General features: G+C 73.8%; 17 protein-coding genes. 8 read left to right on the top strand and 9 right to left on the bottom strand.

Features of this window, described 5'->3' with window-relative positions:
• Nucleotides 1–6: 6 nt before the first annotated feature.
• The 3 genes from IEZ20_RS02615 to IEZ20_RS02605 all read left to right on the top strand — a co-directional run bounded on the left by IEZ20_RS02615 (nucleotide 7) and on the right by IEZ20_RS02605 (nucleotide 5,733).
• A complete protein-coding gene (locus tag IEZ20_RS02615; RefSeq protein ID WP_189294400.1) occupies nucleotides 7–3,735 on the top strand; it encodes an ABC transporter ATP-binding protein in 3,729 nt (1,242 codons plus the stop codon).
• Between the two features lie 109 nt (nucleotides 3,736–3,844).
• Nucleotides 3,845–4,237 (top strand): hypothetical protein, encoded by a 393-nt coding sequence (locus IEZ20_RS02610; RefSeq protein ID WP_189294399.1) that lies wholly within the window; start codon nucleotides 3,845–3,847, stop codon nucleotides 4,235–4,237.
• A gap of 80 nt (nucleotides 4,238–4,317) precedes the next feature.
• The gene (locus IEZ20_RS02605; protein ID WP_189294398.1) at nucleotides 4,318–5,733 is read left to right on the top strand and encodes a S28 family serine protease; all 1,416 of its coding nucleotides are present in this window, start codon (nucleotides 4,318–4,320) and stop codon (nucleotides 5,731–5,733) included.
• Between the two features lie 8 nt (nucleotides 5,734–5,741).
• On the opposite strand, the gene IEZ20_RS02600 is transcribed toward IEZ20_RS02605, so the two are convergent.
• Complete coding sequence (locus IEZ20_RS02600) at nucleotides 5,742–7,601, bottom strand: glycoside hydrolase family 3 protein (protein WP_189294397.1); 1,860 nt, start codon at nucleotides 7,599–7,601, stop codon at nucleotides 5,742–5,744.
• A gap of 187 nt (nucleotides 7,602–7,788) precedes the next feature.
• Between IEZ20_RS02600 and aroA the strand changes: the two genes are divergently transcribed.
• Both aroA and IEZ20_RS02590 read left to right on the top strand, forming a co-directional pair.
• Entirely contained in the window at nucleotides 7,789–9,024 is a 1,236-nt protein-coding gene (aroA, locus tag IEZ20_RS02595; RefSeq protein ID WP_189294396.1) for a 3-phosphoshikimate 1-carboxyvinyltransferase, read from the top strand.
• Between the two features lie 40 nt (nucleotides 9,025–9,064).
• Nucleotides 9,065–9,658: an RBBP9/YdeN family alpha/beta hydrolase gene (locus IEZ20_RS02590; protein ID WP_189294395.1), complete on the top strand. Its 594-nt coding sequence runs from the start codon at nucleotides 9,065–9,067 to the stop codon at nucleotides 9,656–9,658.
• Here the strand turns inward: IEZ20_RS02590 and IEZ20_RS02585 are convergent.
• From IEZ20_RS02585 to IEZ20_RS02560, 6 genes are all read right to left on the bottom strand, one after another.
• The gene (locus IEZ20_RS02585; protein WP_189294394.1) at nucleotides 9,633–10,874 is read right to left on the bottom strand and encodes an MFS transporter; all 1,242 of its coding nucleotides are present in this window, start codon (nucleotides 10,872–10,874) and stop codon (nucleotides 9,633–9,635) included. The genes IEZ20_RS02590 and IEZ20_RS02585 overlap by 26 nt on opposite strands.
• Nucleotides 10,875–10,960: 86 nt before the next feature.
• Complete coding sequence (locus IEZ20_RS02580) at nucleotides 10,961–11,761, bottom strand: sugar phosphate isomerase/epimerase family protein (RefSeq protein WP_189294393.1); 801 nt, start codon at nucleotides 11,759–11,761, stop codon at nucleotides 10,961–10,963.
• A gap of 18 nt (nucleotides 11,762–11,779) precedes the next feature.
• Nucleotides 11,780–12,721: a bifunctional helix-turn-helix transcriptional regulator/GNAT family N-acetyltransferase gene (locus IEZ20_RS02575; RefSeq protein WP_189294392.1), complete on the bottom strand. Its 942-nt coding sequence runs from the start codon at nucleotides 12,719–12,721 to the stop codon at nucleotides 11,780–11,782.
• A 75-nt stretch (nucleotides 12,722–12,796) separates the two neighbouring features.
• Nucleotides 12,797–13,393 (bottom strand): dihydrofolate reductase family protein, encoded by a 597-nt coding sequence (locus IEZ20_RS02570; protein WP_189294391.1) that lies wholly within the window; start codon nucleotides 13,391–13,393, stop codon nucleotides 12,797–12,799.
• Nucleotides 13,394–13,457: 64 nt separating this feature from the next.
• Nucleotides 13,458–13,874, bottom strand: a complete 417-nt coding sequence (locus tag IEZ20_RS02565; RefSeq protein WP_229895842.1) for a hypothetical protein — start codon at nucleotides 13,872–13,874, stop codon at nucleotides 13,458–13,460.
• Complete coding sequence (locus tag IEZ20_RS02560; RefSeq protein ID WP_189294390.1) at nucleotides 13,867–14,931, bottom strand: LacI family DNA-binding transcriptional regulator; 1,065 nt, start codon at nucleotides 14,929–14,931, stop codon at nucleotides 13,867–13,869. Before IEZ20_RS02560 ends, IEZ20_RS02565 begins: the two co-directional genes overlap by 8 nt.
• Nucleotides 14,932–15,150: 219 nt before the next feature.
• On the opposite strand from IEZ20_RS02560, the gene IEZ20_RS02555 reads away from it, so the two are divergent.
• Genes IEZ20_RS02555 through IEZ20_RS02545 form a run of 3 tightly spaced genes read left to right on the top strand, consistent with a single transcriptional unit; the run spans nucleotide 15,151 to nucleotide 18,280 of the window.
• Nucleotides 15,151–16,302, top strand: coding sequence for a Gfo/Idh/MocA family protein (locus IEZ20_RS02555; RefSeq protein ID WP_189294389.1), 1,152 nt, complete (start codon nucleotides 15,151–15,153; stop codon nucleotides 16,300–16,302).
• Nucleotides 16,299–17,450 (top strand): dihydrodipicolinate synthase family protein, encoded by a 1,152-nt coding sequence (locus IEZ20_RS02550; RefSeq protein ID WP_189294388.1) that lies wholly within the window; start codon nucleotides 16,299–16,301, stop codon nucleotides 17,448–17,450. Before IEZ20_RS02555 ends, IEZ20_RS02550 begins: the two co-directional genes overlap by 4 nt.
• Before the next feature lie 29 nt (nucleotides 17,451–17,479).
• A complete protein-coding gene (locus tag IEZ20_RS02545; protein WP_189294646.1) occupies nucleotides 17,480–18,280 on the top strand; it encodes a sugar phosphate isomerase/epimerase family protein in 801 nt (266 codons plus the stop codon).
• A 173-nt stretch (nucleotides 18,281–18,453) separates the two neighbouring features.
• Here the strand turns inward: IEZ20_RS02545 and rbsD are convergent, their stop codons facing one another.
• On the bottom strand, nucleotides 18,454–18,843 hold the full coding sequence (gene rbsD, locus IEZ20_RS02540) for a D-ribose pyranase (RefSeq protein WP_189294387.1): 390 nt from the start codon (nucleotides 18,841–18,843) through the stop codon (nucleotides 18,454–18,456).
• Nucleotides 18,840–19,829, bottom strand: a complete 990-nt coding sequence (locus IEZ20_RS02535; protein WP_189294386.1) for a ribokinase — start codon at nucleotides 19,827–19,829, stop codon at nucleotides 18,840–18,842. Before IEZ20_RS02535 ends, rbsD begins: the two co-directional genes overlap by 4 nt.
• Nucleotides 19,830–19,849 lie beyond the last annotated feature (20 nt).

Genomic DNA, 19,849 nt, shown 5'->3' with positions numbered 1-19,849 from the left:
ACCGGCGTGGCAGCGGAACGGGGATGGGCCAGACGTCTGGCGGCATACGCCTGGCGGTATCCGAAGGACGTCGTCCTCGCCCTCGGCTCCTCGCTCGCCGGCATGGCCGTCATGGCCGTGGTCCCGCTGATCACCAAGGTGATCATCGACGACGTGATCGGCGGCCACACCCGGTCCATGGCCCCCTGGGCCGGCGCCCTCATAGGCGCCGCCCTCCTCGTCTACGCCTCCGCCTACACGCGCCGCTTCTACGGCGGCCGGCTCGCGCTCGACGTCCAGCACGACCTGCGCACCGAGATGTACGGCACGATCACCCGGCTGGACGGCCGCCGCCAGGACGAGCTGTCCACCGGGCAGGTCGTCGGCCGCGCCACCAGCGACCTCCAGCTGATCCAGGGCCTGCTCTTCATGCTCCCGATGACCATCGGGAACGTCCTGCTCTTCCTGATCTCCCTGGTGATCATGGCGTGGCTGTCGCTGCCGCTGACCCTGGTCGCCCTGGCCGTCGCGCCCGCCCTCGGCTGGATCGCCGGACGCAGCCGCCGCAGACTGCACCCCGCGACCTGGTACGCCCAGGCCCAGGCCGCCGCCGTGGCCGGTGTGGTCGACGGCGCCGTGAGCGGCGTCCGCGTGGTGAAGGGCTTCGGGCAGGAGGACCAGGAGACGAACAAGCTGCGCGAGGTCGGCCGCCGTCTCTTCGCCGGGCGCCTGCGCACCATCCGCCTGAACAGCAGGTACACCCCGGCCCTCCAGGCCGTCCCGGCGCTCGGCCAGGTCGCCATGCTGGCCCTCGGCGGCTGGCTCGCCGTACGCGGTCACATCACGCTCGGCACCTTCGTCGCCTTCTCCACCTACCTGGCCCAGCTCGTCGGCCCGGTCCGCATGCTCGCGGTCGTCCTCACGATCGGCCAGCAGGCCCGGGCCGGCACCGAGCGCGTCCTGGAGCTGATCGACACCGAGCCGATCCTGAAGGACGGCACCAAGGAGCTGCCCGCCGACGCGCCCGCGACCGTCGAGTTCGACGGCGTGTCCTTCGGCTACGACCACGAGCGCCCGGTACTGGAAGGGCTCAGCTTCGAGATCCGGCCGGGCGAGACCCTCGCCGTCGTCGGCTCCTCCGGCTCCGGCAAGTCCACCCTCTCCCTGCTCCTGCCGCGCTTCTACGACGTCACCCACGGCGCCGTCCTCATCGGCGGCCACGACGTCCGCGAGCTGACCCTGGACTCGCTGCGGTCCGCCATCGGACTGGTCCCCGAAGATTCGTTCCTCTTCTCCGACACCGTCCGCAGCAACATCGCCTACGGCCGCCCCGACGCCTCCCAGGAGGAGATCGAGGCCGCCGCCCGCGCCGCCCAGGCGGACCGTTTCATCGCCGAGCTGCCCGACGGCTACGACACCAAGGTCGGCGAGCACGGCCTCACCCTCTCCGGCGGCCAGCGCCAGCGCGTCGCACTCGCCCGCGCCCTGCTCGCCGACCCCCGCCTGCTGGTCCTGGACGACGCCACCTCCGCCGTGGACGCCCGCGTCGAGCACGAGATCCACGAGGCGCTGAAGCACGTCATGCAGGGCCGTACGACCCTGCTCATCGCCCACCGCCGCTCCACCCTCAACCTCGCCGACCGCATCGCCGTCCTCGACGGCGGCCGGCTCGCCGACGTCGGCACCCACGAGGAACTCCAGCAGCGCTCGGCCCTCTACCGCCGCCTGCTCACCGACCCGGACGAGCTGGGCGGGGTCTCCCCGGGCCACGCCCGCCCGGCCGGGCCGCCGGAGGACACCTCCCTGCGCGACGAGCTGGACGCCGAGTTCGACGCCGAGCGGGGCGTGACCCCGCGGCTGTGGAGCGGCGACCGCGAGCCGAAGGACCAGGCGCTGGCCGGCACCCCGGCCACCCCGGAACTCCTCGCCCAGGTGGCGGCGCTGCCCCCGGCCACCGACACCCCCGACATCGACGAGGGCCGCGCGGTCCTGCCCGAGGACTCCTACGGCCTGCGCCGCCTGCTGCGCGGCTTCGGGGCGCCGCTGCTGGTCAGCCTGCTGCTGGTCGCCGTGGACGCGGGCGCCGGGCTGCTGCTGCCGGTGCTGATCCGGCACGGCATCGACTCCGGTGTGACCAAGGCGGCGCTCGGCGCGGTCTGGTCGGCGTCCCTGCTCGGCCTGCTGACCGTCCTCGTGCAGTGGGCCGCGCAGATCGGCGAGACCCGGATGACCGGCCGCACCGGCGAACGCGTGCTGTACACGCTGCGGCTGAAGATCTTCGCGCAGCTCCAGCGGCTCGGCCTGGACTACTACGAGCGCGAGCTGACCGGCCGGATCATGACCCGGATGACCACGGACGTCGACGCGCTCTCCACCTTCCTGCAGACCGGCCTGGTCACCGCGTTCGTCTCGGTCGTCACCTTCTTCGGGATCATGGTCGCGCTGCTGGTGCTCGACCTCCGGCTGGCGCTGGTCGTCTTCACCACCCTGCCCCCGCTGATCGTGGCCACCTTCTTCTTCCGCCGGGCGAGCGTGAAGGCGTACGAACTCGCCCGCGAGCGGGTGTCCGCGGTCAACGCCGACCTGCAGGAGACCGTGGCCGGGCTGCTGATCGTGCAGGCCTTCCGGCGGGAGCGGGACGGCCGGCGGCGGTTCGCCGAGCGCAGCGACGGCTACCGGCGCGCCCGCGTCCACGGCCAGCGGCTGATATCCGTCTACTTCCCCTTCGTGCAGATGCTCTCCTCGGTCGCCGCCGCGGCCGTGCTGATCGCGGGCGCCGGCCGGGTGGAGGCGGCCACGCTGACCACGGGCGCCCTGGTGGCCTACCTGCTGTACATCGACCTGTTCTTCGCCCCCGTCCAGCAGCTCTCCCAGGTCTTCGACGGCTACCAGCAGTCCACGGTCTCGCTGCGCCGCATCCAGGAACTGCTGCGCGAGCCGACGTCCACGAAGTCCGCCGACGAGCCCCTCGACGTGCTGTCGCTGCGCGGGGACATCGCCTTCGAGGACGTGCACTTCGCCTACGGGTCCGCCGACGAGGCCGAGGAGGCGCTGACCGGGATCGACCTGCGCATCCCCGCCGGGCAGACGGTCGCGTTCGTCGGCGAGACCGGCGCCGGCAAGTCGACCCTGGTCAAGATGGTCGCGCGGTTCTACGACCCGACGGCCGGGCGGGTCACCGTCGACGGCACCGATCTGCGCGCCCTGGACCTCACCTCGTACCGGCACCGGCTCGGGGTCGTGCCGCAGGAGGCGTACCTCTTCCCGGGCACCGTCCGCGACGCCATCGCCTACGGCCGCCCCGACGCCACCGACGCCGAGGTCGAGGCGGCGGCCCGCGCGGTCGGCGCGCACGAGATGATCGCCATGCTGGACGGCGGCTATCTGCACGAGGTCGCCGAGCGCGGCCGGAACCTCTCCGCGGGCCAGCGCCAGCTCATCGCCCTCGCCCGCGCCGAGCTGGTCGACCCGGACATCCTGCTGCTGGACGAGGCCACGGCCGCCCTGGACCTGGCCACCGAGGCCCAGGTCAACCAGGCCACCGACCGCCTGGCCGGCCGCCGTACCACCCTGGTCGTCGCCCACCGGCTCACCACGGCCGCGCGGGCGGACCGGGTGGTGGTCATGGACCACGGCCGGATCGCCGAGGACGGCACCCACGCGGAGCTGCTGGCCCGCGGCGGCCGCTACGCCGAGCTGTGGCGGACCTTCCTCGGCCGGTCCGAGCCGGAGGAGCCGGTGGGCGTCTCCCGCTGACCCCGGCTGACTCGTCCTGGTGACGGTCGTGCAACCATCCGGCACAGGTGTGCGTCCGTACATCAGTGCGGGCACAGGGACCGTGACCGCGGTGACGGGGAGGACGAAAGTGGACAGTGGTGCGATACGCCGGCGGTTGGCGCTCGGTGCGGCCGTGCTGGCCGCGTCCGGCGCGTTGGCGTTCACGGCGGCGGGTACCGCGCAGGCCGGCCCGGCCGGCGGCTGCGCCGGGCGCGAGGTGAAGACCCTGCCCTTCAAGACCGGGATCACCCACGTGTACAGGAGCAACGGCTACGTCTGCGCCGTCACGGTCGCCAGGAAGCCCGGTGCCGTCCAGACCATGTCGGTCAGTGTGCAGGCCCGCGGCAGCCGGCCGGTCGTCGACAAGGGCCGCTACCGCCGGCTCGCCGGCCCGGTGACCGTGCTCGCCGGCCACCGCTGCGTGTGGATCAAGGGCGCGGTGGGCCGCTACTCGAAGGACTCCGGCTGGATCCTCTGCTGAGCGCCCCTCACCTCCCCCTGGTGGGACGGCAGTTGCTGGGATAGCTTCCGGCGCACATCCGTCTCACAGGGAGAGTGCGCATGCGCAAGGCGCTCAGATGGCTGCTGGCGCTCACGGTCTTCATAGGCACGCTGAGCACGGCGGCCGGCGCGGCCACCGCCGCCGGGTCCGAGCCCACCGACATCAAGGACCGGCTCCTGTCGATACCCGGCATGAGCCTGGTCCAGGAGAAGCCGTACCCCGGCTACCGCTACTTCGTCCTGAACTACACCCAGCCCGTCGACCACCGCCACCCGGACCGGGGCACCTTCCAGCAGCGCATCACCGTGCTGCACAAGGACGTGAGCCGCCCGACCGTCTTCTACACCAGCGGCTACAACGTCTCCACCACCCCCTCCCGCCGCGAGCCCACCCAGATCGTGGACGGCAACCAGGTCTCCCTGGAGTACCGCTTCTTCACCCCGTCCCGGCCCGACCCGGCCGACTGGTCCAAGCTCGACATCTGGCAGGCCGCCAGCGACCAGCACCGCGTGTACGAGGCGCTGAAGCCGGTCTACTCCGCCAACTGGCTGGCCACCGGCGGCTCCAAGGGCGGCATGACCGCCACCTACTACGAGCGCTTCTACCCCCGCGACATGGACGGCGTGGTGGCCTACGTCGCCCCCAACGACGTCGTGAACGACGAGGACTCCGCCTACGACCGCTTCTTCGCGCGGGTCGGCACCAAGGAGTGCCGGGACCGGCTGAACGCCGTCCAGCGGGAGGCGCTGGTGCGCCGCGAGCCGCTGGAGAAGCGGTACGCGCAGTACGCCGCCGACAACGGCTACACCTTCACCACCATCGGCGGCCTGGACCGGGCGTACGAGGCGGTCGTCCTGGACTACGTCTGGGGTTTCTGGCAGTACAGCCTGCTGAAGGACTGCGACACCGTCCCGGCGCACGCGGCCACCGCGACCGACGACGAGATCTGGAACTCGGTCGACACCATCTCCGGCTTCTCCGCCTACACCGACCAGGGCCTGGAGACGTACACGCCGTACTACTACCAGGCGGGCACCCAGCTGGGTGCCCCGACCATCCACTTCCCCGCCATCGAGGGCAAGCTGATCCGCTACGGCTACCAGCCCCCGCGCAACTTCGTGCCCCGCTCCATCCCGATGCGCTTCCAGCCGCAGGCGATGCGCGACGTGGACAGCTGGGTCCGCCACCACGCCGCGCACATGCTCTTCGTCTACGGCCAGAACGACCCCTGGGGCTCCGAGCGCTTCCGGCCCGGCAAGGGCGCCCGTGACTCCTACGTCCTCACCGCGCCCGGCATGAACCACGGCGCCAACGTCGCGGGCCTGGTCCCGGACCAGAAGGCCCTCGCCACGGCCCGCATCCTGACGTGGGCCGGCCTGTCCCCGGCCACCGTGGCGCAGGCGAAGCCGCTGGCCCGGTACGACGCGAGGCTGGACGTCCGGGACGTGGAGCGGGAGCCCGCGCTGCGGCCCTGAGACGCCGGCTAGTACGTCAGCCCGTACCCGATCGGGTACAGCACCTCGGCCGGGTCGTCCGCCCGCTGCACCGGCACCGGCAGCTTCCCGCGCGGTGCGACCCGGCCGGCGATGACCCGTGCGGCGGCGCGCAGTTCGACGTCCGTCCAGCAGTACGCGGCCAGGCAGGCCCGGACGGAGGGGAACTGCGCGACGTCGTACGGGTTGCGGATCGCCACCACGGCCACCGGCCTGCCCGTCGCCAGCAGCCGCTCCACCAGGGTCCGCTGGGCGTTGCCCGCCGTCACGTTGTACGTGCCGACGACCACCGCGTCCGCGTCCCGCGCGGCCGTGACCGCCTTGTCGATGGCCGCCGCGGAGGGCGCCGTGCCGGTGGACAGGGCGGTGGCCTCGAAGCCCAGCTCGGTGAGGGCGGCGGCCAGGACACCGGTGGGCGGGCCGGTGGTGCCCGACGGGGAGGCGGGGTCGGCGCCGACGACCAGCAGCCTGCGTTCCCTGCGGCTGTCGAAGGGCAGCGTGCCGTCCTCGTTGACCAGCAGGGTGGTGGTGCGCTCGGCGATGCGGTCGGCCGTGGCCAGGTGGGACCTGGTGCCCACCGTGCGGTCGACACCGGCGTGGCTCGCCCAGGGGTGGTCGAACAGTCCGCGCCGGGCCTTCAGGCGCAGGATGCGCAGGATCGATTCGTCCAGCCGGTCCTCGGTCAGCTCGTCCTCCTGCACCGCCTTCAGCACCGCGTGCCAGGCCACGTCGAGCGAGGGCGGGTTGAGCAGCTGGTCCACGCCGGCCTTGAGGGCGAGCACCGGCACCCGGTCGTCGCCGTACTTCGTGCGCACGCCCTGCATGCCGAGGGAGTCGGTGATCACCACCCCGTCGTAGCCGAGTTCCTCGCGCAGGATCCCGGTGAGGATCGGGTGGGAGAGGGTCGCCGGGTCGCCGGAGCCGTCCAGCGCCGGGAACTGGATGTGCGCGGTCATGACCGAGTCGATCCCGGCCGCGATCGCCGCCCGGAAGGGCACCGCGTCCAGCCGCTCCCACAGCTCCCGGCTGTGCGTGATGACCGGGAAGCCGTAGTGGCTGTCGACGGCGGTGTCCCCGTGGCCCGGGAAGTGCTTGGCGGTCGCCGCCACCCCGGCCGACTGGTAGCCCCGCACCTCGGCGGCCACCAGGGCGGCGACCGCTTCCGGGTCGGCGCCGAAGGAACGGACGCCGATGACCGGGTTGGCCGGGTTGACGTTCACGTCGGCGTCGGGGGAGTAGTCCTGGTTGATGCCCATCGCGCGCAGCTCGGCGCCCGAGATCCGGCCGAGCGTGCGGGCGTCGGCGCGGGAGCCGCCCGCCCCGACCGCCATCGCGCCCGGGAACAGCGTGGCGGGCTTGCCGACCCGGCACACCGCGCCGTGCTCCTGGTCGGTGGCGATGAGCACCGGCAGACCGCGCGGCTGGTCCAGCGAGGCCTGCTGGATGCCGTTGGACAGGTCGGCGATCTGGTGCGGGTCGCGGGTGTTGTGCGCCCAGGAGAAGTAGATGATGCCGCCGACCCGGTACTCGGCGATCAGCTCGGCCGCGGTGCGGACGCCGATCTCCTTGAGGTTGGCGTCGACGTCCGCCTGGTCGGGGGCGGTGGCGGAATGGCCGTACACCCGCATCACGAAGAGCTGGCCGACCTTCTCCTCCAGCGTCATGCGGGAGATCAGGGCGTGCAGCCGGCGTTCGCCGGGGATGCCGTGGGCGGTGGCGTGGGCGGTCGCCGGGACGGTCAGCGCGGCGGTGAGGCCCGCGGTCGCGGCGAGGACGGCGCGTCTGGACGGCCGTGCGGTGTTTCCCGTGCTGTCCGTGCCGGTGTCGCTTCCCGTGCTGGAGTCGTGCACGTGCGCTCCTTCCAGAGGAGAACCGCTGAAGGAAACTTCCGAGGAGTCACCAATATCCGGGAAGTTTCTTTCCGTCAAGGGAATGCACAGTAACCAGGAAGGGGCCCGTCACCGCGCATTCACGGGGGCGCGTCCAGCCCCTGGAATCCGGCCCCGGCGCTCGCGACGGGCCGTCATGATGGCTGTCATGCCCGCAGTCGACATCCCCGGATCCAAGTCCATCACCGCCCGCGCGCTCTTCCTCGCCGCCGCGGCCGACGGCACCAGCACCCTCGTGCGCCCGCTGCACTCCGACGACACGGAGGGCTTCGCCGAGGGCCTGACCCGGCTCGGCTACCGCGTCGTCCGTGAGCCCGGCTCCTGGCGGATCGACGGCCGCCCGCAGGGACCGGCGCACCCGGAGGCCGACGTCTTCTGCCGCGACGGCGCCACCACCGCCCGCTTCCTGCCCACCCTGGCCGCCGCCGGCCACGGCACCTACCGCTTCGACGCCTCCCCGCAGATGCGCCGCCGCCCCCTCGGCCCGCTCACCCGCGCCCTGCGCGACCTCGGCGTCGACCTGCGGCACGAGGACGCCGAGGGGCACCACCCGCTCACCGTCCACGCGGCCGGCGTCGAGGGCGGCGAGGTCGTGCTCGACGCCGGCCAGTCCTCCCAGTACCTGACCGCGCTGCTGCTGCTCGGCCCGCTGACCCGCACCGGCCTGCGCATCCGGGTCACCGACCTGGTCTCGGCGCCGTACGTGGAGATCACCCTCGCGATGATGCGCGCGTTCGGCGTGGACGTCGTCCGCGACGGCACGGTGTACGACGTCCCGCCCGGCGGCTACCGCGCCACCACCTACGCCGTCGAACCGGACGCCTCCACCGCGAGCTACTTCTTCGCCGCGGCGGCCGTCACCCCGGGCCGCGAGATCACCGTGCCCGGCCTCGGCACGGGCGCCCTCCAGGGCGACCTGCGCTTCGTGGAGGTGCTGCGCCGGATGGGCGCGCACGTGGAGACCACCGAGGACGCGACGACCGTACGCGGCACCGGCGAACTGCACGGCCTCACCGTGAACATGCGGGACATCTCCGACACCATGCCGACCCTGGCCGCGCTCGCGCCCTTCGCCTCCGGACCGGTCCGCATCGAGGACGTCGCCAACACCCGGGTGAAGGAGTGCGACCGCCTGGAGGCCTGCGCGGAGAACCTCCGGCGGCTCGGCGTGGACGTGGCCACCGGCCCCGACTGGATCGAGATCCGCCCCGGCACACCCGCCCCCGGAACCGAGATCAAGACCTTCGGCGACCACCGCGTCGTGATGTCCTTCGCCGTGACCGCCCTGCGCACCCCGGGCCTCACCTACGACGACCCCGGCTGCGTACGCAAGACCTTCCCCGGCTTCCACGAGGCGTTCGCGGCCCTGCCCGCCGCCGGCTGACGGCGGCCCCGGCACCGGCGCGGAGGAGAGGCTCACCCCCATGACCGCACGCTCGTACCTGATCCTGCACGGCTGGCAGAACCACCGCCCCGAGCGGCACTGGCAGCACTGGCTCGCCGACCGGCTCACCGCCGCCGGCCACCGCGTCGGCTACCCGCAGCTGCCCGACGCCGACGACCCCGACCTGGAGGTGTGGCTGGCCGAACTCGCCCGCCACCTGGAGGAGCTGGACGGCCCGGGGGAGCGGGTCGTGGTCGCGCACAGCCTCTCCGCCGTGCTGTGGCTGCACGCCGCCGCCCGCGGCATGAAACAGCAGCACCACGCCGACCGGGTGCTGCTGGTCGCACCCCCCTCCGGCTCCGTCCTCGCCCGCCACCCGGAGGTGGCCGCCTTCGTCCCGCCCGCGCCCGGCTTCACCCTGCCCGGGCCGACCCGGCTGGTCGCGGGCGACGACGACCCGTACTGCCCGGAGGGCGCGGGCCCGCTCTTCGCCGAACCCCTCGGCATCCCCGCCGACATCCTGCCCGGCGCCGCCCACCTCGACCTGGACGCCGGGTACGGCTCCTGGCCGGCCGTCCTGGACTGGTGCCTCGAAGGCACCGCACCGCTCACGGTCCGTCCGGCACCCCGCTAGCCCGGGCCCGCAGCTGAGGCGTCGACGCCGCGACCGCCGCCACCGCGAGGACACACAGCACACCGCCGCTGATCAGCGCGGTCGTGCCCGAGGTCCAGCCGGCCAGCAGACCGCCGCGCACGTTGCCGAGGCTCGGCCCCGCCTGACCGACGATCTGCTCGGCCGCCGTCACCCGGCCGAGCAGCGCGTCCGGGGTCCGGGTCTGCACGATCGTGGAGCGGGCGACCACCGCCGTGGCGTCCGCCGCGCCGGCGACCGTCAGCAGGGCGAGACCGAGCCACGGGCCGGGGACGAGACCGAACAGGACCAGCGCCGCTCCCCAGGTGGCGGACGCGCACAGCATCACCGGTCCGGGCCGGGCGAGCCGGGTCAGCGGGCCGGACAGCGCGGTCGCGGTGACCCCGCCCACCGCCAGCGCCGACAGGAACAGGCCCAGGGTGCGCGGATCGCCGCCGAACCGCTCGGCGTTGACCAGCGGGAACAGGCTCACCGGGAACGACAGCACGGTGGCGGCGAGGTCGGTGGCCAGCGCGCCCCGCACCACCCGGTGCCCGGCCAGGAACCGCAGCCCGTCCAGCACCCCGTGCACCCCGGCCCGCGACGGCTCCCCCCGCGGCGGCAGCGCGGGCAGCCCGCGGGCGCCGTAGAAGGCGAGGCCGAAGCTGAGGGCGTCCAGCAGATAGCAGACCCCGATGCCGAACCAGCCCAGCAGCAGCCCGGCCAGAGCCGGCCCGAGCAGCATCATCGACTGGCCGGTGACCTGCTGGAGCGCCAGCCCGGCGGCCACCTGCTCCTTGGGCAGCAGCCGCGTCACGAACACCCCGGCGGCCGGAGCCCCGAGCGCGCCGAAGCCCGACTGCACGGCGACGAGCAGCAGGACGACCACGACCGGCACATGCCCGCCGAACCCCTGCACGGCGAGCAGCAGCGAGCACACCGCCTGCCCGACGGTCGCCGCGAGGAAGACCCGGCGCCGGTCGGCCCGGTCCGCCCACGCCCCGGCGAACAGTCCGAACACCACCAGCGGCAGCGCCTGCGCGAGCCCCACCGCCCCGGTCCAGGCGGTGCTGCCGGTCATGTCCCACACCTGGTACATGACCGTCACCATGGTCATGAACCCGCCGAGCACGGACACGGTCCGGCCGATCAGCAGCCGCCGGAAGACGGGCGAGGTGCGCAGGGGGCGTACGTCGACGAGCGAGCGGGCGAGGCTCATGACCGGGGGCGGGCGCGGGGCGCCGGGGGCTGGACCACCGGGGGAGGCTAGCCGCCGGCCCGGCGTCCGGCCAGTGATTTTCCGCGCTACGCCGCCTCGCCCAGCAGCCGCACCAGATGCTCACGCCCTGCGTCCAGCAGCCCGGGCAGCGGTTCGGCGGTCTCGTACCAGCGCTTCTCGTACTCCCAGCACAGCCAGCCGTCCCAGCCCCGCCGGGACAGCACGTCCACGCACTCGGTGAGCGGCAGCACGCCCGCGCCGAGCGGCAGGGGGGCGGTGTCCTCGGCGGAGGCGATGTCCTTGACCTGGACATAGCCCAAGTGCGGGGCGAGGGCCGCGTAGCTGTCCGACGGCTGTTCACCGCCCAGCCAGGTGTGCATCAGGTCCCACAGCGCGCCCACCTGCCGGTGCCCGACCGGGCCGAGGATCCGGATCGCGTCGGCGCCGGTGCGGTGCGAGTCGTGGGTCTCCAGCAGGATCCGCACGCCCAGCGCGGCGGCGTCCTCCGCCGCGGTGCCGAGCCGCCGGGCGGCGACCGCCTCCGACTCCTCGCGGGGCCGGTCCGGGTCGGCGCCGGGGAAGACCCGGACGAAGGGCGCCCCCAGGTCGTGGGCCAGCCGCAGGAGGTCCCGGATCTCCGCCAGCACGGGCGCGTCCTCGCCCGGGGCGGCGACGCGCGCGTACCCGGCGAGACCGAGCACCTGGACCCCCGCCTGCCGGAACAGCGCGGCGGCTTCGGCGCGTTCGGCGGGCGTCAGGCCCGGGTGGACGGGTTCCTCGGGATGGGCGCGCAGTTCGACGCCGTGGTAGCCGTGCGCGGTCGCGAGCGCCAGGACTTCCGGGACGGGCAGACCGGGGACACCGAGAGTGGAGAACGCCAGCTTCATGGAATCGGAACCTACCCTTCAGTCACCGGGGGCATGCAGCTCCAGCCGCCAGTCCTGGCCGACCAGGTCGTGGCCGAAGGAACGGTGGGGGCGCTCCGCGGTCAGGACGAAGCCGTGCCGCTCGTACAGGCGGCGGGCGCCGGTGAGGACGTCGTTGGTCCACAGCACCAGCTCGCGGTAGCCGGCGCCGCGGGCGAAGTCGACCACCGCCCGCACCAGCCGGTCACCGATGCCGTGCCCGCGTGCCTGCGGCTCCACGAGCAGCAGCCGCAGCCGCGCGGTGCCGGGCGCCTCGTCCCGTACACACATCACACTCCCCACGGGCCGCCCCGCCAGCTCGGCGATCCACACCCGCTCCAGATGCGGATCGTGATCCTCCGCGAAGTCGGCGACGATCCGGGCGACCAGCCCCTCGTACGCGGCGTTCCACCCGAACTCGGCCGCGTACAGGGCCCCGTTGCGCTGCACGATCCAGCCCAGCTCCCCGGCCCCCGGCTCCCGCAGCACGACGTCCTCGGCCGGCTTCTCCGCGGGCGGCTGCGCCGTCCCCAGGATGTCCCGGATCGTGCGCATGGCCTCGGCCAGCCGGGGCCGGTCCGCCGGGGCCACGCCGTCCAGCAGCGCGCCGACCATGTCCTGCGCCCGCTCCTCCAGCAGCGCCGCGGTCGCGCGTCCGCGTGCGGTCAGGGTGATGCGGCGGCGCCGCGGATCGCTGTCCGAGGGGCCGCGCGCGATCAGCCCGCTCTCCTCGAACCGGTTGAGGATCCGGCTCAGGTACCCGGCGTCCAGACCGAGCCCGCCGCGCAGGTCGACCGCGTCCAGGTGCGGGGCGTGCGCGAGTTCGTACAGCACGCGGGCCTCGGTGAGGGTGTAGGGGGCGTAGAGGTGGCGCTCGTAGTCGAGCGCGCCGATCACTCCCGTGTAGAACCGGTTGAAAGCGCGAACGTCCTCGACGGTCATGGTCGCCCCCGGACACTTGACCCCGTCAGAGATCCTGCTTCCGAGCCTAGGCCGCCCGCGCCGCCGCGTCCACGCCTACGACCGCCCCGCGGGCCGGTAGACGTTCACCTGCGCGCCGGTCTTCGCGGTGTCCGACGACACCAGCTCCCAGGTGCGCCTGCCCCCGTCCGCCGGGAAGATCGACTTCCCGCCGCCGAGCAGCACCGGCATGACGACGAGCCGCACCTCGTCCACCAGGTCCGCCTCGATCAGGGCCCGCACCAGCGTGGGGCTGCCCATCATCGCCAGGTCCCCGCCCTCGGCGGCCCGCAGCTCCCGCACCTCGTCCAGCGCCCGCGCCCCCGGGATCCGTACGGTGTTCTCCCAGGTCAGCTCGGAGTCCTCCAGGGTGTCGGTCACGACGTACTTCCGCATGGCGTTGAGCCGGTCGGCGAAGGGGTCCCCGGCCCGGTCCGGCCACGCCGCGGCCATCGTCTGGTACGTCCGCCGCCCGTACAGCAGCGCCTCGGCCTTCTCCAGCCCCGCGGCGAAGGCCCCGCCGACGACCTCCGGGTCGAAGAACGGATGCGACCACCCGCCGTGCGCGAACCCCCCGTCGGTGTCCTCCTCGGGTCCGCCCGGGGCCTGCACGACCCCGTCGAGACTGATGAACTCGGTGACGACGACACGCATGGGTTGCTCCCGTTCCGTTGCCTACGGTTCCTACGGTGGTGAAGACCGGCCCCGCCCGCAAAACTCATCGCTCCCGAGACACCGGCCCCGAGCCCGCCGCGCCCCGCACGGCCACGGCGTCGACCCCCGCCTCCCGCAGCCGCCGCGCGAGCAACTCGGTCTCGGGCAGCGTCCCGCCGTATCCCCGCTCCAGTACGGCCCGGGCCTCCCCGAGCCCGATCCCCAGGGTCCGCCGCAGCACCCGCATCACGGCCACCCGGTCGGCCGACGGCCCCAGTCGCAGCTCCGCCCGGCCGTGCTCGGCGAGCAGCCGCTCCCGCATCCCGCCGGGCACCCCGGCGCCGCATACCGCCGTCGCGGACCCGCATACCCGGCACACCATCTCGGTGTCCCACCGCAGCGCGTCGTCGTCCAGCAGCACCTGCACGCCGTGCCACTCGGCCGGGGCAGCGCAGTCCGGGCAGGGAACGAGGTCACTCACCGACGCGGACGGAACCACGCGGCACCCCCGTGGACCCCCGCACCATCAACTCCCCCCGCACCGAGGCGATCCCCCCGGGCGGCGGCTCCTCGCGGCCCATCGCGATGCGGCCCGCGCGGGCGCCCGCCTCGGCCAGGGGCAGGCGGACCGTCGTCAGGGACGGCACCGCGTCCACGCTGAACGGCAGGTCGTCGAAGCCGGCCACCGAGACGTCCTCCGGGACGCGCAGGCCCGACTCGCGCAGGGCGGCGCAGGCGCCGAGGGCGACGGAGTCGTTCGCGGCCACGATCGCCGTCAGGGACGGATCGCGGCGCAGCAGCTCCAGCGTGGCCTCGTAGCCGGACCGGCGGTCGTAGCGGCCGTGGACCGTCCCGTGCGGGTCCTCCTCGATGCCCGCCGCCGAGAGCGCGGCCCGGTGGCCCTCCAGCCGGTGCCGGGTGGTCGTCCGTTCCTCGGGGCCGGCGATGTAGCCGAGCCGGCGGTGGCCGAGGCCGATCAGGTGGTCGGTCAGCGCGCGGGCGCCGCCCCGGTTGTCGAAGGTGAGCGCGATCGCCTGGGTGTCCGGCGCCGGCGGGCGCCCGCACAGCACCACCCGGGTCCCCGCCTCCGCGAGCTTGCGCAGCTTCGCCGCGACCGCCGTCGCGTGCGGTTCCTCCTCCACGGCCCCGCCGGTCAGCACCACGGCCGCCGCCCGCTGCCGCTGGAGCAGTGTGAGGTAGGTCAGCTCGCGCTCCGGCGAGCCGCCCGTGTTGCAGACGACGGCCAGCCGCTCGCCCCCGGCCCGCCCGCCCGGCCCGCCGATCTCGGACTGGATCGCGCTCGCCATGATCCCGAAGAACGGGTCGGCGATGTCGTTGACGAGGATGCCGACCAGATCGGAGGTGGCGGCGGCGAGCGCGCTCGCGGGGCCGTTGAGGACGTAGTCCAGCTCGTCCACCGCCCGCAGCACCCGCTCGCGCGTGGACGCGGCGACCGGGTAGTTGCCGTTCAGTACGCGCGACACCGTCGCGGGAGAGACCTGGGCGCGGGCCGCCACGTCCGCCAGGGTCACCGTCATCTCGTCCTCCGGTCACGCGTCATGTCGTACGCCCTCGTAGACAGCCAGGCACGCGTCCTGGTTCCGAGCAGACCTTAAGGCCACGACCCCCGGTTGTTCGCCCCCTCGAACAACTCGAAGCGGACACGGTCTTGTACAGACCACGCCCAGAGGCTAGCTTCTCCTCATGTAGAAAGCGCTTGCTACAGCTTGCCACACCGGCCCACGAAGGGGACTCACGTGACACGCAAGACGGTGCGTATCGCCATGAACGGCGTCACCGGGCGCATGGGCTACCGCCAGCACCTCGTCCGGTCCATCCTCGCCCTGCGCGAACAGGGCGGCCTCGGCCTCGGCGACGGCACCGTGCTCTGGCCCGAACCGATCCTGCTCGGACGCCGCGAACACGCCCTGCGCGAGATCGCCGAGCGGCACGGCCTGGACCAGGTCTCCACCGACGTGGACGCCGTCCTCGCCGACCCGACCGTCGACCTCTACTTCGACTCCCAGGTCACCTCCGCCCGCGAGGAGGCCCTCACGAAGGCGATCACGGCCGGCAAGCACATCTACACCGAGAAGCCCACCGCCACCGGCCTCGACGGCGCCCTCGCCCTCGCCCGCCTCGCCCACGACAAGGGCGTCCGGCACGGCGTCGTCCAGGACAAGATCTTCTTGCCGGGCCTGCTGAAGCTGAAGCGGCTCGTCGACGGCGGCTTCTTCGGCCGGATCCTCTCCGTGCGCGGCGAGTTCGGCTACTGGGTCTTCGAGGGCGACTGGCAGCCCGCCCAGCGCCCCTCCTGGAACTACCGCGCGCAGGACGGCGGCGGCATCGTCGTCGACATGTTCCCGCACTGGGAGTACGTCCTGCACGAGCTGTTCGGCCGCGTGAAGTCCGTCCAGGCCCTCGCCACCACCCACATCCCGCAGCGCTGGGACGAGAACGGCAAGCCCTACGACGCCACCGCCGACGACGCCGCCTACGGCATCTTCGAGCTGGAGGGCGGCGCCGTCGCCCAGATCAACTCCTCCTGGGCCGTGCGCGTCCACCGCGACGAGCTGGTGGAGTTCCAGGTCGACGGCACCGAGGGGTCCGCCGTCGCCGGCCTGCGCACCTGCCGCGCCCAGCACCGCAGCGCCACCCCCAAGCCCGTCTGGAACCCGGACGTCCCCGCCACCGAGGTCTTCCGCGACCAGTGGCAGGAGGTGCCCGACAACGCCGAGTTCGACAACGGCTTCAAGGCCCAGTGGGAGCTGTTCCTCAAGCACGTCTACGCCGACGCCCCCTACCACTGGGACCTGCTGGCCGGCGCCCGCGGCGTCCAGCTCGCCGAACTGGGCCTGAGGTCCTCCGCCGAGGGCCGCCGCATCGACGTACCGGAGATCTCGCTGTGACCATCCGACTCCCCGACGCCCACGGGGCCTTGCAGGCCTACGAACCGCGCACCGAGCCGCTCGCCCTCACCCCGGGCGCCCCCTTCACCTCCCGTACGGTCTTCTCCGCGGCCCACGTCGTCGCCGACCCGTACGCCGACACCACCCCCGACGGGCCCGCCGCCGTCGACTGGGACGCCACCCTCGCCTTCCGCCGCCACCTGTGGTCCCACGGCCTCGGTGTCGCCGAGGCGATGGACACCGCCCAGCGCGGGATGGGCCTGGACTGGGCGGGCGCGGCCGAGCTGATCCGGCGCAGCGCCGCCGAGGCGCGCGGCGCGGACGGCCGGATCGCCTGCGGCGTCGGCACCGACCAGCTCACCGGGGGCACCCTCGCGGAGGTCCGGGCCGCGTACGAGGAGCAGCTCGCCGTCGTGGAGGAGGCGGGTGCCCAGGCCGTCCTGATGGCCTCCCGCGCGCTCGCCGCGGCGGCCCGGGGCCCCGAGGACTACCTGGAGACCTACGGCCACCTCCTGCGCCAGGCCGCCGAACCGGTGATCCTGCACTGGCTGGGCCCGATGTTCGACCCCGCCCTGGAGGGCTACTGGGGCTCAGCCGACCTCGACGCGGCCACCGACACCTTCCTGGAGGTCGTCGCCGCCCACCCCGACAAGGTCGACGGCGTCAAGATCTCCCTGCTCGACGCCCGGCGCGAGGTCGACCTCAGACGGCGGCTGCCGCAGGGCGTGCGCTGCTACACCGGGGACGACTTCCACTACCCCGAGCTGATCGCGGGAGACGACCAGGGCTTCAGCCACGCCCTGCTCGGCGTCTTCGACCCGCTGGGCCCGCTCGCGGCGCAGGCCGTACGGGTCCTCGACACGGGCGACGCACAGGGCTTCCGGCACCTCCTCGACCCCACCGTGGAGCTGTCCCGCCACCTCTTCCAGGCCCCCACCCGCTTCTACAAGACCGGCGTGGTCCTCCTCGCCTGGCTGGCCGGCCACCAGGACCACTTCACGATGGTCGGCGGCCTCCAGTCGGCCCGCTCCCTGCCACACCTCACCCGCGCCTACGAACTCGCCGACCGCCTCGGCCTGTTCCCGGACCCCAAGCTCGCCGAGGAACGGATGCGGAACCTGCTGTCCCTGTACGGGGTGGACCAGTGACCGGCCTCGCGCGTTTCTCCGTCAACCAGATGACGGTCAGGCAGCTGCCGCTGCCCGAACTCGTCGACGCCTGCGGGCGGTACGGCATCACCCACGTCGGCCTGTGGCGGGAGCCCGTCCGGGCGTACGGCCTGGAGGCGACGGCGAAACTGGTCCGCGACGCGGGCCTCACCGTCACCACGCTCTGCCGCGGCGGCTTCCTCACCGCGGCCGACCCCGTCGAACGGGCCGAGGCGCTCGGCGACAACCACGCGGCCATCGAGGAAGCGGCCGCGCTCGGCACGGACACCCTGGTCCTGGTCTCCGGCGGACTCCCCCACGGCAGCAAGGACCTGCACGGAGCCCGCGAGCGCATCGCGGACGCCCTGGCCGTCCTCGCCCCCTACGCGGCCGACCGCGGCGTCCGCCTCGCCATCGAGCCCCTGCACCCCATGTACGCCGCCGACCGCTGCGTGGTCTCCACCCTGGCCCAGGCCCTGGACCTCGCCGAACGCTTCCCCGCCGAGCAGGTCGGGGTGACCGTGGACACGTACCACGTCTGGTGGGACGACCAGGCCCCCGCCCAGATCGCCCGTGCCGGCGCGGCCGGCCGCATCCACTCCTTCCAGCTGGCCGACTGGACCACCCCCCTGCCCGCGGGCGTCCTCAACGGCCGCGGCCAGATCGGCGACGGCTCGATCGACATGCGGGAGTGGAAGGGCTACGTGGAGGCCGCCGGCTACACCGGCCCCATCGAGGTCGAGCTGTTCAACGAGGCACTGTGGGCCCGGGACGGGCGGGAGGTGCTGGCGGAGACGGCGCAGCGGTTCGTGGAGCACGTGATCCGCTAGCGGGAAACACCGGAACGGGTGCAACCGATCGCCCGCCCCCGGTGTCGTAACTGTCGTCGGAACCACGGGGGACCCGGGGGGATCGGGGTTCCGGCAGGGGTGGGAAGCAGAGGGGGCGTACCCGGGCCGTCGGGCCGGGAACGCCCCCTCGCAGTGTCCGCGGGCCGGCGAGGCTAGAAGAACACCCCGCACCGCAGCAGCACGTTCGCGTACGGCCGGGCCTCCCCGGTGCGCACGACCAGCCGGGCCCCCGCCGACAGCTCCTTCAGCCGCTCGTGCGGGACGAGGACCAGCTCCTCGAACCGGTCCGCCAGCAGCCCGGCCGCCGCCGGATTGGCCGCCCGCACCTCCTCCGCCGCCGTGGCGCCCTCCACCACCAGCTCGGCCAGCAGGCCGTCCAGCACCTCGGCGAAGGACGGCACACCGGCGCGGAACGCCAGGTCCACGACCCGGGGCCCGTCGGGTATCGGCATGCCCGCGTCGCACACCAGCACCCCGTGCCCGTGGCCCAGCTCGGCCAGCGCACCGGACAGCCCGCGGTGCAGGATCCCCGCCTTCTTCACACCGCGTCCCCTCGCTCGTCGGTTCCGGGTGCGGCCTCCGACTCCCGGCCGGGGGTCCGGGGGCCGTCCCCCGGGAGGGCACAGCACAGCGCCTCGACCTCCGCAGCCGTCGGGTACGACTCCTGCGCGCCCCGCCTCGTCACGGCCACCGCGCCGACCCGGGCCGCGTAGGCCGCCGCGTCCGCCGGATCCGCGCCCGCGCCCAGCCTCCAGGCCAGGGCCGCCGTGAACGCGTCCCCGGCGCCCGTGGTGTCCACCGCGTCCACCTTCACCGACGGCACCCGGGTCACACCCGAGCCGTCGGCCACCAGCGCACCCTCCGCGCCCAGCGTCACCACCACCGACCGCGGGCCCTTGGCCAGCAGCAGCCGGGCCCAGTCCGCCGGCTCCTCGCTCACGCACGCGTCCCCGAGGATCACCCGCGCCTCGTGCTCGTTCACGATCAGCGGGTCACAGGCCGCCAGCACCTCGGCGGGCAGCTCCCTGGGCGGAGACGGGTTCAGCACGAAGCGGCTGCCCGGCGCCAGGCTCCGCACGACCTCCACCACCGTCTCCGACGGGATCTCCAGCTGCGCCGACACCACCCGGGAGGCGTGGAACAGGCTCGCCGCCGCCCGCACGTCCGCCGGCAGCAGACGGGAGTTGGCGCCCGGCGACACCACGATGCTGTTGTCACCGGAGGGGTCCACGGTGATCAGCGCCACGCCCGTCGGGGCCCCGCCCACCAGCACACCCACCGTGTCGACCCCGGCCGCGCGCAGGGAGTCCAGCAGCAGCCGGCCGTGGCCGTCGTCGCCGACCCGCGCCAGCAGGGCCGTACCGGCACCCAGCCGGGCGGCGGCGACCGCCTGGTTGGCGCCCTTGCCGCCCGGGTGCACGGCCAGGTCGCCGCCGAGCACCGTCTCACCGGCGGCCGGCCGCTGCTCGACACCGATCACCAGGTCGGCGTTGGCCGATCCCACGACCAGGAGGTCGTAGTCGTACATCAGTTGACTCCCCTGAGAGA

The sequence above is a fragment of the Streptomyces cinerochromogenes genome, from assembly GCF_014648635.1.
In the GTDB taxonomy this organism is placed as follows: domain Bacteria; phylum Actinomycetota; class Actinomycetes; order Streptomycetales; family Streptomycetaceae; genus Streptomyces; species Streptomyces cinerochromogenes.
Note: the sequence above shows the minus strand (reverse complement) of the source record. Positions and strands in the feature narration are given on the sequence as shown.

Excerpts from the sequence above, each read along its gene's own strand:
- aroA (WP_189294396.1), top strand. The coding sequence starts at position 7,789 with ATGCCCGCAGTCGACATCCCCGGATCCAAGTCCATCACCGCCCGCGCG.
- IEZ20_RS02560 (WP_189294390.1), bottom strand. The coding sequence starts at position 14,931 with ATGACGGTGACCCTGGCGGACGTGGCGGCCCGCGCCCAGGTCTCTCCC.
- IEZ20_RS02580 (WP_189294393.1), bottom strand. The coding sequence starts at position 11,761 with ATGAAGCTGGCGTTCTCCACTCTCGGTGTCCCCGGTCTGCCCGTCCCG.
- IEZ20_RS02570 (WP_189294391.1), bottom strand. The coding sequence starts at position 13,393 with ATGCGTGTCGTCGTCACCGAGTTCATCAGTCTCGACGGGGTCGTGCAG.
- IEZ20_RS02575 (WP_189294392.1), bottom strand. The coding sequence starts at position 12,721 with ATGACCGTCGAGGACGTTCGCGCTTTCAACCGGTTCTACACGGGAGTG.
- IEZ20_RS02585 (WP_189294394.1), bottom strand. The coding sequence starts at position 10,874 with ATGAGCCTCGCCCGCTCGCTCGTCGACGTACGCCCCCTGCGCACCTCG.
- IEZ20_RS02545 (WP_189294646.1), top strand. The coding sequence starts at position 17,480 with ATGACGGTCAGGCAGCTGCCGCTGCCCGAACTCGTCGACGCCTGCGGG.
- IEZ20_RS02535 (WP_189294386.1), bottom strand. The coding sequence starts at position 19,829 with ATGTACGACTACGACCTCCTGGTCGTGGGATCGGCCAACGCCGACCTG.
- IEZ20_RS02590 (WP_189294395.1), top strand. The coding sequence starts at position 9,065 with ATGACCGCACGCTCGTACCTGATCCTGCACGGCTGGCAGAACCACCGC.
- IEZ20_RS02605 (WP_189294398.1), top strand. The coding sequence starts at position 4,318 with ATGCGCAAGGCGCTCAGATGGCTGCTGGCGCTCACGGTCTTCATAGGC.